Origin of the sequence: Streptomyces sp. WMMB 714, assembly GCF_900090125.1 — a bacterium.
Classification (GTDB): domain Bacteria; phylum Actinomycetota; class Actinomycetes; order Streptomycetales; family Streptomycetaceae; genus Streptomyces; species Streptomyces daqingensis.
The window spans coordinates 1-14,308 of sequence record NZ_FMHJ01000016.1 but is presented as its reverse complement, the minus strand read 5'-3'; the positions used below and the strand labels follow the sequence as shown (position 1 = coordinate 14,308).

General features: G+C 71.3%; 13 protein-coding genes. 5 read left to right on the top strand and 8 right to left on the bottom strand.

The genetic code is table 11. The features are described 5' to 3' along the window. Positions 1 to 119: 119 nt before the first annotated feature. From H181DRAFT_RS24785 to H181DRAFT_RS24765, 5 genes are all read left to right on the top strand, one after another. Entirely contained in the window at positions 120 to 611 is a 492-nt protein-coding gene (locus tag H181DRAFT_RS24785; RefSeq protein WP_045866659.1) for an Lrp/AsnC family transcriptional regulator, read from the top strand. A gap of 157 nt (positions 612 to 768) precedes the next feature. Continuing rightward, entirely contained in the window at positions 769 to 1,416 is a 648-nt protein-coding gene (locus H181DRAFT_RS24780) for an ABC transporter permease (RefSeq protein WP_045866658.1), read from the top strand. A gap of 127 nt (positions 1,417 to 1,543) precedes the next feature. Next, complete coding sequence (locus H181DRAFT_RS24775) at positions 1,544 to 2,740, top strand: ABC transporter ATP-binding protein (RefSeq protein WP_074468044.1); 1,197 nt, start codon at positions 1,544 to 1,546, stop codon at positions 2,738 to 2,740. Between the two features lie 140 nt (positions 2,741 to 2,880). Then, positions 2,881 to 3,642 (top strand): ABC transporter permease, encoded by a 762-nt coding sequence (locus H181DRAFT_RS24770; protein ID WP_045866775.1) that lies wholly within the window; start codon positions 2,881 to 2,883, stop codon positions 3,640 to 3,642. After that, positions 3,642 to 4,628: a glycine betaine ABC transporter substrate-binding protein gene (locus H181DRAFT_RS24765; protein WP_045866656.1), complete on the top strand. Its 987-nt coding sequence runs from the start codon at positions 3,642 to 3,644 to the stop codon at positions 4,626 to 4,628. Before H181DRAFT_RS24770 ends, H181DRAFT_RS24765 begins: the two co-directional genes overlap by 1 nt. A 36-nt stretch (positions 4,629 to 4,664) precedes the next feature. Here the strand turns inward: H181DRAFT_RS24765 and H181DRAFT_RS24760 are convergent, their stop codons facing one another. The 8 genes from H181DRAFT_RS24760 to H181DRAFT_RS24725 form a co-directional block, all read right to left on the bottom strand. Next, complete coding sequence (locus H181DRAFT_RS24760; protein WP_045866774.1) at positions 4,665 to 5,456, bottom strand: S16 family serine protease; 792 nt, start codon at positions 5,454 to 5,456, stop codon at positions 4,665 to 4,667. Between the two features lie 120 nt (positions 5,457 to 5,576). Beyond that, positions 5,577 to 6,221: an IclR family transcriptional regulator gene (locus tag H181DRAFT_RS24755; protein ID WP_045866773.1), complete on the bottom strand. Its 645-nt coding sequence runs from the start codon at positions 6,219 to 6,221 to the stop codon at positions 5,577 to 5,579. A 150-nt stretch (positions 6,222 to 6,371) separates the two neighbouring features. Next, the gene (gene gdhA, locus H181DRAFT_RS24750; RefSeq protein WP_045866655.1) at positions 6,372 to 7,724 is read right to left on the bottom strand and encodes an NADP-specific glutamate dehydrogenase; all 1,353 of its coding nucleotides are present in this window, start codon (positions 7,722 to 7,724) and stop codon (positions 6,372 to 6,374) included. Between the two features lie 340 nt (positions 7,725 to 8,064). Continuing rightward, positions 8,065 to 9,867 carry a DEAD/DEAH box helicase gene (locus tag H181DRAFT_RS24745; RefSeq protein ID WP_045866654.1) on the bottom strand — a complete coding sequence of 601 codons (1,803 nt, stop codon included), beginning with the start codon at positions 9,865 to 9,867 and terminating at the stop codon, positions 8,065 to 8,067. Positions 9,868 to 10,091: 224 nt separating this feature from the next. Next, positions 10,092 to 11,111, bottom strand: coding sequence for a YeiH family protein (locus H181DRAFT_RS24740; protein ID WP_045866772.1), 1,020 nt, complete (start codon positions 11,109 to 11,111; stop codon positions 10,092 to 10,094). Positions 11,112 to 11,296: 185 nt separating this feature from the next. Then, positions 11,297 to 11,902, bottom strand: a complete 606-nt coding sequence (locus tag H181DRAFT_RS24735; protein WP_045866771.1) for a cysteine dioxygenase family protein — start codon at positions 11,900 to 11,902, stop codon at positions 11,297 to 11,299. Positions 11,903 to 12,092: 190 nt separating this feature from the next. After that, complete coding sequence (locus tag H181DRAFT_RS24730; protein WP_045866653.1) at positions 12,093 to 12,998, bottom strand: LysR family transcriptional regulator; 906 nt, start codon at positions 12,996 to 12,998, stop codon at positions 12,093 to 12,095. A gap of 90 nt (positions 12,999 to 13,088) precedes the next feature. Further along, positions 13,089 to 13,739, bottom strand: a complete 651-nt coding sequence (locus H181DRAFT_RS24725) for a DUF6226 family protein (RefSeq protein ID WP_052708720.1) — start codon at positions 13,737 to 13,739, stop codon at positions 13,089 to 13,091. Between the last annotated feature and the right edge of the window lie 569 nt (positions 13,740 to 14,308).

Genomic DNA, 14,308 nt, shown 5'->3' with positions numbered 1-14,308 from the left:
CCGTTCCACAAGGTGCGCAATACTTCGCGTATTCACTGAGCACCTTGCATAGTGATCACCCGTATTACCCGGTCGATCTGTACAAGGTGCCCAGAAACTTGAACGCGGAGGGGGAAGCCTTGGGTATCGATCGACTCGACGGAAAGCTGCTCGAACTCCTCGCGGACGAACCGAGGATCGGGGTCCTGGAGGCGTCCCGGCGGCTGGGGGTGGCACGCGGCACGGTGCAGGCCAGGCTGGAACGGCTGAAGTCGGCGGGGGTGATCCGCGGCTTCGGGCCCGACGTCGACCCGGCGGCAATCGGCTACCCCGTCACCGCCTTCGCCACCCTGGAGATCAAGCAGGGGCAGGGCACGGACGTGCGGGCGCACCTCGACTCCGTACCGGAAGTGCTGGAGCTGCATACGACGACCGGGCACGGGGATATGCTCTGCCGCCTCGTGGCACGGTCCAACGCGGATCTGCAACGTGTGATCGACCGCGTCGTGGGCTTCGAGGGCATCATGCGCGCCTCGACGGCCATCGTCATGGAGAACCCGGTGCCGCTGCGGATCGTGCCGCTGGTGCGCCAGGCGGCCGAGGCCGCGGGCGGCGGGAAGCCTCTGTTGTGAACTCGTGACGCGTTGATCGCCCACCCGTGGGCAAAAGAGCACGCGGCGCGGCCGAACGGCAGGTGAACGGCGTTCGCGCGTACGAGGGGATCATGTCCGCCGTGTGTACGGCGGCGAGGACGGACGGAGACGCTGTGACGACGCGAGGGGCACCGGAGTGAGCTTCTGGGAGTATCTCGGCAACCGCCACATCCAGTTGCTGGCGGATTCGCTCCAGCACGCGAGCGCGGTCTTCCAGTGCATGGTCGTGGCGACCGTCCTGGGCGTCGCGATCGGCGTGCTGACCTACCGCAGCGAGTGGGCGGGCGACCTGGCCACCACGGCGGGGGCGACGATCCTGACCGTGCCGTCGCTGGCGCTGATCGGTCTGCTGATCCCGCTCGTCGGGCTGGGAGTGGCACCGACCGTCATCGCGCTGGTGCTGTACGGGCTGCTGCCCATCGTCCGCAACGCGATCGTCGGACTGCGCGGCGTGGATCCCGCCCTGGTCGACGCGGCACGCGGCATCGGCATGTCACGCGCGAGGCAGCTGCTGAAGGTCGAGCTGCCGCTCGCCTGGCCGCCGATCCTCACCGGCATCCGCGTCTCCACGCAGATGCTCATGGGCATCGCCGCGATCGCCGCCTTCGCCTCCGGCCCCGGCCTGGGCAACTCCATCTTCCGGGGCGTGGCCTCGCTCGGCAGCGCCAACGCCCTCAACCAAGTGCTCGCCGGGACTCTCGGCATCGTCGTTCTCGCCCTGCTCTTCGACGCCGCGTACGTGGTCGTCGGACGCCTGACCACCCCGAGGGGGATACGTGCCTGAGACATCCGCAGCGTCCGGTTCCGGGACGACACAGAACAACGGAACGGCCCGGGAACCCGGCGCGGCCGCGGAACCGGGCACCGCCGAGGCCGGCGCGTCCGGTGCGGCCAGGACCTCCGGCGCCACCATCCGCCTGGAGGGCCTGACGAAGCGCTACTCCGGCTCCTCGGCACCCGCCGTGGACGAGGTCGGCCTGGAGATAGATGCGGGCGAGACCGTCGTCCTGGTCGGCCCCTCCGGATGCGGCAAGTCGACCCTCCTGAAGATGATCAACCGGCTGATCGAGCCCACCTCGGGGCGTATCCGCATCGGCGACGAGGACGTCACCGACATCGACGCGGTGAAGCTGCGCCGCACCATCGGCTACGCGATCCAGTCCTCCGGGCTCTTCCCGCACATGACCGTCGCGCAGAACATCGCCCAGGTGCCGAAGATGCTGGGCTGGCCGAAGGAGAGGATCAAGGCGCGGGTCGCCGAGATGCTCGACCTCGTGGGCCTCGACCCCGCCGAGTTCCAGGGCCGCTACCCGCGACGGCTCTCCGGCGGGCAGCAGCAACGCGTAGGCGTGGCACGGGCGTTGGCGGCCGATCCGCCAGTACTGCTGATGGACGAGCCGTTCGGCGCCGTCGACCCCATCACGCGCGACCACCTCCAGGACGAACTGATCAGGCTCCAGCACGAGTTGCGCAAGACGATCGTGTTCGTCACGCACGACTTCGACGAGGCCATCAAGCTCGGCGACCGCATCGCCGTACTGCGCGAGCAGTCGCACATCGCGCAGTTCGACACCCCGGAGGCCATCCTCACCAACCCCGCCGACGACTTCGTCTCGGGCTTCGTCGGCGCGGGAGCGGCGCTCAAGCGGCTCAACCTCACGCGTGTACGGGACGTGGCGGTGGTCGACGTCCCGACAGCCACGGTCGACGAACCCCTGGAGCGCATCGCGGAGATGCTCGGCTCCGGCACGACGAACGAGGTGCTGCTGCTCGACCCGAAGCAGCGCCCGTACAAGTGGCTGCGGCGCGGCGACCTCACCCACGCCAAGGGCTCGCTGGCCCGCGCCGGCACCCTCGTGCACGACACCGTCACACGCGACGCGACGCTGCGCGACGCGCTGGAGGCGGTGCTCACCGACAGCGGCGGGCGCGTCGCGGTGACCGGCAGGCGCGGCGAGTACACGGGCGTCGTCGACCTGGAGACGCTGATGAACTGCGTGCACGAACTCCTCGACGCCGACCGGCTGGAGGCCATCAAGCACCGTCACAGCGTGAGCGGCGCGCAGGCCAAGCGCACGTACGCGGCGACGGAGGGCCTCACATCGTGAGCGAGAGCGAGACGGACGAGAGGGCGACGAAGGGGACGACGGCGGGCACCGCGACCGCCGAGGACCCGGCGGCGGACACCGCGGCGGATCCGGCCGAGGACCGCTCAGGGGTCGCCGCCCCCGCGGAGCCCTCCACCGAACTGCCCGCCGGTGAACGGCTCCGCGACCGGATCACCTGGCAGAAGCTGACGGTCCTGCCCGGCGTTCTCGCCCTCGTCATGCTGGGCACCTGGCTGTGGTTCCGCGACGCGCAGCTCGACACGATCACGCGCAACGCCCTCGCGGGCGACATCGTCCTGCTGCGGCTGCGCGACCACGTCGAGATGACCGCGATCTCCACGTTCTTCGTGCTGATCATCGCGATACCGCTGGGCATCGCCCTCACCCGCCCGCTGCTGCGCCGGGCGACGCCGGTCGCCATGGCCTTCGCGAACCTGGGGCAGGCCGTGCCCTCGCTGGGGCTGCTGGTGCTGCTGGTGTTCTGGCTCAACATCGGCCAGTCCACCGCGGTCATCGGCATGGTCGTCTACGCGGTGCTGCCGGTGCTGGCCAACACCATCACCGGGCTGCGCAACATCGACCCCGGGCTGACGGAGGCCGCCAAGGGCATCGGGATGTCCCCGATCGGCGTGCTGACCAAGGTCGAACTGCCGCTCGCCGTACCGCTGATCCTCGCGGGCGTCCGCAACGCCCTCGTCCTCAACGTCGGCACGGCGACGCTCGCCACCTTCATCGGCGGCGGCGGCCTCGGCGACCTGATCGCCTCCGGCATCACCACCCAGCGGATGCCGGTGCTGATGCTCGGCTCGATTCTCACCGTCGCCCTGGCCCTGCTGGTCGACTGGCTGGCCTCACTCGTCGAACTTGTGCTGCGCCCGCGCGGCTTGGAGGGATCGTCCTGATGCGCAGCTCCGGTCGTACGCAGGCACTCGCCGCCACGGTGGTCCTCGCCCTCACGGGGACGCTGAGCGGCTGCGGCCTGGTCAGCGGCAGCCCGATGAGCGACAGGGTGCAGCCGGGGAAGGTGGGGGCCGGGCGGCCCTTGGAGGGCGCCCAACTGACCGTCACGTCCAAGGAGTTCACCGAGCAGATCATCCTCGGCAAGGTCATGGGGCTGGTCTTCCGCGCCGCGGGCGCCGACGTGGTGGACCGCACCGCCGTACAGGGCTCCATCGGGGCGCGCTCGGCCGTCGAGACCGGCACGGCGGACGGCATGTACGAGTACACCGGCACCTCCTGGATCACCTACCTCGGCCACACCAAGCCCGTGGCCGACCCGAGGGAGCAGTGGGAGGCCGTACGCAAGGAGGACCGGGCCAAGGGCCTCACCTGGCTGGAGCCCTCCGAACTCGACAACACCTACGCGCTCGTCATCAACGACAGGCTTCAGAAGAAGTACGGCATCAAGACCCTCTCCGACGTGGCCGAGTTCTCCCGTAAGAACCCCAACGAGGCGAGCGTCTGCGTCGACAACGAGTTCGCCGCCCGCCAGGACGGGCTGAAGGGCATGGCGAAGAAGTACGGCATGCGCTTCCCCTCCGGGCAGACCCACAAGATGGCCGGCGGCGTCGTCTACACCCAGACAGCGAAGGGCAAGCCGTGCCTCTTCGGCGAGGTCGCCTCGACCGACGGACGTATCCCGGCGCTGAATCTGAAGCTCCTGGAGGACGACAGGAAGTTCTTCCCGAACTACAACGTCGCCCCGCAGATGAACAGCGAGACCATGAAGAAGCACCCGGAGATCGCCGGGCTGCTCGCCCCCATCACGAAGAAGCTCAACAACAAGATGGCGCAGGAGCTCAACGCCAAGGTGGACGTCGAGGGCCAGGATCCGCACGACGTCGCCAAGGACTGGCTCGTGAAGGAAGGCTTCATCAAGACCGGCTGACGGGCGCCGGGTCGGCCCCGCGGCAGGGTGCCGGGCTCAGCAGCCCGGCACCCTGCCGCCGTTCCTGAGCGCCTTCAGTGCGCCGAGCGCCCCGTCGAGATCGGTGACCGGCACCAGCCGCAGGCCCTTGGGGAGCTCGGCCTCCGCGTCGGCGCACTCGGCCTTCGGCACGAGGAAGACGGAAGCGCCGTCCCGCTTGGCCGCCTTCGTCTTCAGCGGCACCCCTCCGACGGGGCCGACCGTGCCGTCCGCCTTGATCGTGCCGGTGCCGGCGATCGTCCGGCCGCCGGTGAGGCCGCCGCCGCTGCCGTCGCCGTCGATCTTGTCGATGACGCCGAGGGAGAAGAGCAGACCCGCGCTGGGCCCTCCGACGTCGGCGAGGCGGAGCGAGACCCGCACGTCGCGGGAGGACCGGTGCAGTTGCCCCAGCGCCGCCTTGACCGCCGCCTGCTGGGACTGCCGCATCTCGTCCTGGTTGTGCTTCTCGACCTCTTCGGTCGTCTCACCCTCCGGGTAGACCGCTTCGCTCGGCATGACCGCCCGGTCCGTGCGGAACCAGCTGCTCAGCACCTGCGGCAGCCGCACCGTCGCGTCCGGCGGTGTCGCCGCGATGGTCGTCATCAGCAGCTTCCCGTCGTCCTCGCGCGACGCGGAGCGCCCGTCCGCACCGGAGACCGTGATGACCGGCTTGCTCTTGTTGTCGCCCAGCACGTTCGCGGTGAGCCCCGGCTGCGCGAGCGACATCGGCAGCGGAGCCAGCGCGGCCACGGCGACCAGCGCGGCGAACGGGACGGCACAGATCGCCAGCGTGCGCCCCCTCGCCGTCAGACGCAGCGGCGAGCGCACCAGGGAGACGAGCCGGGAGCGGATACCCGGGCGGGTGGCGGGTGTGTTCACCCCGGCAACCTAGCAATGCGCGCCGCGGCCGCTCCTCCCGGCCGGGGTTCCTCACCTCAGGGCGTCGGCGACCTCCTGCGCCGCCCGCACCACGCGCTCCCCGACCTTCTGAGGGACGGAGTCGGTGAGCATGACCACGCCGACGCTTCCCTCGATGCCGGTGACGCCCAGCACCGGCGCGGCGGCACCTCCGGCGCCCGCCTCCAACTCGCCGTGCGTGAGCACGAACCCGGGCCCGAGGTCCTTGTCGGGGCCGCGGCCGGCGAGGATGGCACGCCCCGCTGCGCCACGGTCCAGCGGGTGCCGGAAACCGGTGCGGTACGCCACGTGGTAGTCGGTCCAGCTCGGCTCGACGACGGCGACCGCCAGGGCCTCCGTGCCGTCGACGAGCGTCAGATGCGCCGTCGCTCCGATCTCCTCGGCGAGGGACCTGAGCGCCGGCAGCGCCGCCTCCCGCACCAGCGGGTGCACCTGCCGTCCCAGCCGCAGCACGCCCAGGCCCACCCGGGCGCGGCCGCCCAGATCGCGGCGGACGAGGGCATGCTGCTCCAGGGTGGCCAGCAGCCGGTAGACGACGGTGCGGTTCACGCCGAGCTTGTTGGACAGTTCGGTCACGGTCAGACCGTGATCGGTGTCGGCGAGCAGTTTGAGGACACGCAGTCCCCGGTCGAGCGTCTGGGAGGTCTCCGCGGTCACGACGCTCCTCTTCTCGGTGATCGGCAGCACGTGGGGTGAGGGGGGTCGCTGCCGGATGGGGCGTGGTGTGACCGGCAAACCTAGCGACCCGCACCGCTCACCGGAAGACTCTGTCCAGAATCCGGTCACATCTGATCAGCTTCGCACCCCTCAGATGACGCCCTGCGCGAGCATCGCGTCCGCGACGATCTCGAAGCCGGCGATGTTGGCTCCCGTCACGTAGTCGCCCGGCTCCCCGTACCGCTCCGCCGTCTCGTGGCAGGAGTCGTGGATGTGGCGCATGATCTCCGCGAGCCGCTGCTCGGTGTGGGCGAACGTCCACGAGTCGCGGGAGGCGTTCTGCTGCATCTCCAGCGCGCTGGTGGCCACGCCGCCGGCGTTGGCCGCCTTGCCGGGACCGAACGCCACACCCGCGTTCCGGAACACCTGCACGCCCTCGGGCACCGTCGGCATGTTCGCGCCCTCGGCCACGGCCTTCACCCCGTTCCGCACGAGCTGCACGGCGTCCTCGGCCGTCAGTTCGTTCTGCGTCGCACACGGCAGCGCCACGTCGCAGTCGACCGCCCACACGCTGCCGTCCGGGACGAACCGGGCGCTGGTGCCGCGGCGTTCCGCGTACTCGGCGATCCTGCCGCGCTCGACCTCCTTGACCTGCTTGAGGAGTTCGACGTCGAGGCCCTTCTCGTCGACGACGAACCCGGTGGAGTCGGAGCACGTCACGACCATGGCGCCCGACTTCTGCGCCTTCTCGGCCGCGTAGATCGCGACGTTCCCCGAACCGGACAGCGCCACCCGCTGCCCCTCCAGGTCCTCGCCGCGGGCGCGCAGCATCTCCCGGGCGAAGAGGACGCAGCCGTAGCCGGTGGCCTCCGTACGGGCCTGCGCGCCGCCCCAGCCGAGGCCCTTGCCGGTGAGCACGCCGGACTCGTAGCGGTTGGTGATCCGCTTGTACTGCCCGAAGAGGTAGCCGATCTCCCGCCCGCCGACACCGATGTCGCCGGCCGGCACGTCCGTGTACTCGCCGAGGTGCCGGTACAGCTCCGTCATGAACGACTGGCAGAAGCGCATGACCTCCGCGTCCGAGCGGTTCTTGGGGTCGAAGTCGCTGCCGCCCTTGCCGCCGCCGATCGGCATGCCGGTCAGGGCATTCTTGAAGACCTGCTCGAAACCGAGGAACTTCACGATCCCGATGTTCACCGACGGGTGGAACCGGAGACCGCCCTTGTACGGGCCGAGGGCGCTGTTGAACTCCACCCGGAAACCGCGGTTGACCTGCACGCGCCCCGCGTCGTCCACCCACGGGACGCGGAAGACGATCTGCCGCTCCGGCTCGCACAGCCGCTCGACGATCGCCTCCTCCCGGAACTCCGGCCGCCGCTCGAACAGCGGGCCCAGCGACTCCAGCACTTCACGGACCGCCTGGTGGAACTCGACGTCGCCGGCGTTCCGCCGCATCACCTCCCGGTAGAGCGGCTGCAGTGTCTCCCAGCGGTCCGGTGCCATGTGTGAGGTCTCTCCTTCTGCGCGCGTGAAGGCCCCCGGCGGTGGTGGATCCACCCCGGTCCGGAACATCCGGCCGGGCCCCCCGGCGGGTCTTCCCAGGCCAGGGCACCTGCAAGCGTGAGAGTCCCCACACGAGAGCCGCCTCGCCGTCGACCGCGGACAGAGTGAAATCCCCGACGCGGGAACGCATCGCCACCCGACCCGGGGAGAGCCGCCGGACGACGGGAGGGGACTGGACGCGCAGGCACCCCCAACGACGCCCCCGCACCCCAACGACGCGCACGCGCCCCAGCGACCACCGCGAAACGTGCGCGTGCCCGTGCGACTCGCCTCCGGCGGGTCACCGCATACGCACGGCCCACTCACGCACCTTCGCGATCCGCGCCTCGATCTGCCCCGCCGTCGCCTCGGCGCTCGGCGGCCCGCCGCACACACGCCGCAGCTCGTTGTGGATGACGCCGTGCGGCTTGCCGCTCTGATGCACGTAGGCGCCGACGAGATTGTTCAACTGCTTGCGCAGTTCCAGCAGTTCCTTGTGCGTGACGACGGGCCGCCGGTCCGCCGGCAGCTCCAGCAGGTCCGCCTCCTCGGCCGGCCGCTTCCTGCTGTGGGATATCTGCCGTGCCTGGCGCTTCTGGAGCAGCGTCTGCACCTGCTCCGGTTCGAGCAGCCCCGGAATCCCCAGGTAGTCCTGCTCCTCCTCGCTGCCGGGGTGCGCCTGCATGCCGAACTCGGCGCCGTCGTACATGACCCGGTCGAAGACGGCGTCGGACTCCAGCGCCTCGAAGGGCAGTTGGTCGCCGTCGCCGGTGTCCTCGTCCTGTTCCCCCTCCGCTTCCTTCAGCAGGTCCGCCTCCTCGGCGTACGGGTCGTCCTCCGCGGCCTTCTTCGGCTTGTCGAGGACGTGGTCCCGTTCGACCTCCATCTCGTTGGCGAAGCCGAGCAGCGAGGGGATCGTGGGCAGGAACACGGACGCCGTCTCGCCGCGCCTCCTGGACCGTACGAACCGGCCGACCGCCTGCGCGAAGAACAGCGGCGTGGAGATCGTGGTCGCGTACACCCCGACGGCCAGCCGCGGCACGTCGACCCCCTCGGAGACCATGCGGACGGCGACCATCCACCTGTCCTGCGAGCCCCGGAAGTCCTCGATGCGCTGCGAGGCGCCGCTGTCGTCGGACAGGACGAGCGTGGCCTTGGCCCCGGTGGCGTCGCGCAGCAGCTTCGCGTACGCGCGTGCCGAGTCCTGGTCGCTGGCGATGACGAGGCCGCCCGCGTCGGGGATCGACTTGCGCACCTCGCTCAGACGCCGGTCGGCCGCGCCCAGCACGGCGGGCATCCACTCGCCGTGCGGGTCCAGCGCCGTGCGCCATGCCTGCGAGATCGCGTCCTTGGTCATCGGCTCGCCGAGCCGCGCCTCGATCTCGTCGCCCGCCTTGGTGCGCCACCGCATGTTGCCGCTGTAGGAGAGGAAGATGACGGGCCGTACGACGCCGTCGCCGAGCGCGCTGCCGTAGCCGTAGGTGTAGTCGGCGACCGACCGCCGCACGCCGTCCGTGCTACCGGGGGCCTCGGCGTAGTCCACGAACGGGATGGGGTTGGTGTCGGAGCGGAACGGGGTGCCTGTGAGCGCGAGCCGGCGCGTGGCGGGTTCGAACGCCTCCTGGCAGGCCTCGCCCCAGGACCGGCTGTCGCCCGCGTGGTGGATCTCGTCGAGGATGACGAGCGTCTTGCGGTGCTCGACGCGGTTGCGGTGCAGCATCGGCCGCACGCCGACGCCCGCGTACGTCACCGCGACGCCGTGGTACTCCTTGCTGAGCGGTCCGGCGCTGTAGTCCGGGTCCAGCTTGATGCCTATCCGCGCCGCCGCCTCGGCCCACTGCTTCTTCAGGTGCTCGGTCGGTGCGACGACGGTGACCTGCTGCACGACGTGGTGGTGCAGCAGCCATGACGCCAGCGTGAGCGCGAAGGTCGTCTTGCCCGCGCCGGGGGTGGCGACGGCGAGGAAATCGCGTGGCTGCTGCTGGAGATACGCGTCCATGGCGCCTTGCTGCCAGGCGCGCAGCTTGCTCGCGGTGCCCCAGGGCGCACGCCCCGGGAAAGCCGGCGAGAGGTGGTGGCTGGAGGCGGATGCGCTGGTAGTCACGGTCTCCGGGAGGGTCGGGGCGGCGGCGAAACGACCGGTTCAGCCTACCCGCGCCGCGTCCGCCGTCTGCGGGGAGCCCGGCTCGCGGCCGGCGTGCGGACACGTCCCGGCGGCCGTGACCGCACCCCCGGCCGGAGCACCGCTCCTGCCCAGCCCAACCCCCGTGCCCGGCACGAGGGTTGGGACGCGTCCTTGCCGTCGCCCGTGCCGCCGCTCCTCGCGCCTCAGGCGGTCAACAGCACCCCACCGTAGGAGACACCCGCGATGACCACCCACGAGAAGAGACCGAGCGCGGCGACGCGGCCCCCCGTACGTGCCAGCGTCGGCAGGTGCACGGCGCTGCCGAGGCCGAACAGGGCGGCGGCCAGCAGCAGTTCCTGCGCGGTGTGCGCCGCTTCCAGCGCGCCCGCGGGAAGCCATCCGGTGGTGCGCAGCGCGACCGCGAGGACGAAGCCGGCGACGAACAGGGGTACCAGGGGCGGGCGGCGGACCTCCCCACCGTCACCACCGCTGCCGTCACCGCCGCTGCCCCCTGCCGGAGCGGCGGCACGGCGGGCCCGTACGGACAGCACGACCGCGGCGACCAGCGGAGCGAGCAGCGCGACCCGCATCAGCTTCACCAGCACGGCCTGGCCGAGCGCGTGGGGACCGGCGGTCTGCGCCGCGGCCACCACCTGCCCGACGTCGTGGACTCCCGCGCCGACCCAGCGGCCGAACTGGCCGTCGTCCAGGCCCAGAGGATGGTGCAGCAGCGGCAGCAGCGCGATGGCGAGCGTGCCGCACAGCGTGACGAGCGCGACCGAGGCGGCCACGTCACGCTCCTCGCTCCTGCGCACCTCGCTGACGGCGCAGATCGCGGAGGCTCCGCAGATGGAGTAGCCGGTGGCGATGAGCAGCGGCTGGTCCCCGGGGAGGCCGAGCCGCCTGCCCAGCCACTGCGTGCCGAAGAACGTCGTCGCGACCACGACGACCACCATGGCGACGGTGGCCCAGCCGAGGCCGAGGACGTCGCCGACGCTCAACTTCAGTCCCAGCAGCACCACTCCGAGCCGCATCAGCCGCTTCCCCGCCAGCGAGAGGCCGGGTCGCGCCGCACCGCGCACGAGAGGACGTACCAGGGGCACGTGGGCGGCGAGGATGCCGAGCACCACGGCAGCGGTCAGCATCGGCACCGGCGGCAGCAGCATGTGCACCGCGACGGCGGCCGCGACACCCAGTGCGGCGAGGGCCAGTCCGGGCAGCATGCTCGGCGGCGTCGCGGATTGCGCGGGCCGTGCGGGTGGCCGCGGCCGCTCCGGTCCCGCGGAACCACCGGCGCCGGTCGTCCGGGCGCCGGCCCCGGGCGCCTTGCGCGGCGCGTTCCCGCCGTCGCCGCGGACGCCCGTACCGGTGTCGGAGGACGCGTCGGGACGCTCCCCCAGCAGCGACATCAGCGGTCCGCCGGCAGCTCGTACACCCGCCGGACGCTGCTCCCCAGCCGGGAGATGTCGGCCCCGTACACGTGGATCGAGATCGCCTTCTCCTGGCAGCCGTTCCACACCCGGTGGATGTCCCCGGGGGGCGCGAAGCCGCACACGGCGCCGGTGGGGTTGACCACGTCCTCGGTCGCGACGAGCCGCGCGCTGCCTCCCGGCTCCTCCGCGGGAAGCAGCCGGTAGCGCCGCTCGTGCTCCTCGCCGCGGTGAACTCCCGTGACGCACCAGGACACATGGTCGTGCACGGACGTCGCCTGACCGGGCAGCCAGACGAGCGCCACGACGGAGAAGCTCCCGTCGGACTCGGCGTGCAGCAGATGCTGGCGGTAGCGCTCCGGGTCGCCCTCCTGCTGCGCGGGCGTGAGCAGGCCGTCGGGGCCCTCGCGGCCCAGGTGCGGGGCGAGCTTCTCGCCGACGAGGTAGGCCGTGATGTCGGGCGCCATGCCGCGCCCCACCACCTCGCGCACCTCCTCCACGAAGGCGTCGAGCCGCGCCGAGGTCGGTGCCTGCGTGCTCCTGCCGGTGGCGCTCGCGGTGTGGTGCGTCGTCGAAGTGGCCATGACGGCAGAGTGCTGCCGCGGAACCATCACGTCCAACGACGGTTTGTTGCCTCTTCCCCAACCAGCGCTTATGGACGAGGAGTCGGCGTCGCGGGGTTCCACGCCGTGCGGTACGCCCCCGACTCCGCGGGGCGTGCCCGCGGACCGGGTCGGAGCAGCGGACGGGTCCGTGCGGCGGAGCGGGTCCCGGTCAGCAGCCGACCCGGTTCGCCGACACCGTCCTGAGCTCGTCCAGCACCAGGGCCGTGGCCGGTATCTCCAGGTGCTCGCGCAGCACGTACGCGGAGACCTGGCGGCGGGACGCGGGATCGAGGGCGCGCCCGGTGACCTTGCGGTGGACGAGGAACGACAGCACGAGCCCCGGCATCATCGCGATGCCGAGCCCCTCCGCGACGAGGCTCTGGACGACGAGGGTGTCGTCGGTGGTGAACGCGATGTCCGGTGCGAAGCCCAACTCGGCGCACTCGTGCAGGAAGTTGGCCCTGCAGCGCAGGCACCCGGCGATCCAGCGCTCGTCCGCGAGCTCGGCGAGCTTGACTGCGCGGCGCCTCGCCATGGGATGCCCGGACGGCAGGAGGACCGTCAACTGGTCCTCCATGAGCGGGATTTCGATCAGTTCCTCCGGGACCTGCTCGTGCAGCCCGGGATAGGTGAACGCCAGGGTCACGTCGCATTCGCCGTCCACGACCCGGCGCAGCGAGTCCGGCGGCTCGCCCTCCTGCAACTCGACGCGTACAGCGGGGTGTTCGGCGGCCAGCCGGGCGAGGGCCTCCGGGACGAGAGTGGCCGCGGCGCTGGGGAACGCGCACATCCGGACCCGTCCGGCACGGAGCCGCGTGATCGCGGACATCTGGTGCTGTGCGGCGGAGATGCGTTCCAGGATCTCCCCGGCGTGCCTCTCCAGCGCCTCCCCCGCCTCTGTGAGCCTCATCCTCCGGCCGGCCCGTATGAACAGCGGCGTGCCGACCGACCGTTCGAGGGCCTTCATCTGCTGCGTGATGGCGGGCTGGGTGTAGCCGAGGGTCCGCGCGGCCGCCGAGTACGAACCGGCGCGCACCACTTCGTGGAACGTCCGTATGTGCCGCGAGTCGAACATGCCTGAACCATAAGCAGAATTTGGGTCGGCCCACCACGACGGCGACGCGGCCTCGTGCGCGGGGGTCGCCCAGGCGCCGGGCGTCGGCCGTCACCACCACCGGGCGCCGTGGACGGCACGCAGACCGGCGGGAACCTTCTCCCCGCGGCGCACCCTCTCCAGCAGCTCCACGTAGCCGCGCCGCGCGAGAGTGCCTGACGCCGACGCACCGCGGCCCGTCGCGACGGCCGAACCGCGCTCCCCCGAGAGCTGCACGAGGTCGCCGCCCACGATCGCGGACACGTAGTCGTCGAACTCCTCCAGCAGGTCGTCCGATCCGCTGTCGCATGCGTCGCAGCCGCAGTCCGGCAGCGTCCGGACCGCCACCGCCGGATCACCGGCCCCGATCGTGACGCTGACGTCGGGTTCGTCCTCCACCGCCCTGAACCCGAGGACGAGCGGGAGAGCCGACTCCGCAGAAGGGCGCACCCGCACCACCCGTTCCGGCTCCCCGTCCGGGCAGTCCGGCCACGTACCCTCTCCACCGCGCTCGGCCGCGGCGAGGCCCAGACCCGTCAGGGCATCCGCCCACGCCTCGCCGCGCGCCCGGAGAATGCGGTACTTGCCCGGGTCCTCGCACCGCGAGTACTCCTCCTCCAGCGGATCCTGCCCCCAGGAACGGGGGTTCGGCCACGGAGGCGTCGCCACCCCGGTACGGGTGAACGCCTCGTCGACCGCGTCGAGAATCCGCTGTGCATCCATACGGCGAAGCTACGGCTCCCGCGCCCGCCCGCACATGTGGTTTTCCGACCCCTGCCCGTGTTCCGGAAGCCGCGGATTCACAGGCGTACCGGAGGATCACGAGGAGTGACCCCGTGGCGTCGCGAGGAGTGGCCCCGTGACGGCAGCGGCCTCTAGGGCGTGTCTCAAAGTAGCGTCGTCCGGCCGTAGGCCGGGGGGACGCGGTGTCTGGTGCGTGCGTTCGCAAGGCGGAGGGTGGGGGCACCTCCCAGGCCGCGAGGCCGAGGGGGAGAGAGCGCAGCGGGCTGCGCCGACGACCGACAACGCAGGCAGCGTGCGTGCCAGGCACCGCGGCCCAGACGGGACTTTGAGACACGCCCTAGGTGTTCTGTCCATGGAGGTTGGTGACGGTGATCACCGGTAGGTGATCTTGAAATGGGTGAGGGCCTTCTGGCCTGGTGTGTAGCGACGAAACCGCACACCTGGCGACCAGGAAGGCCCTCATGCCGCACCGTAACGCACCGTTGACCGAGACCGGACGGCTGCGTCTGGCCCGCTGTGTGGTCGAGGAGGGCTGGCCTCTGCGGCGG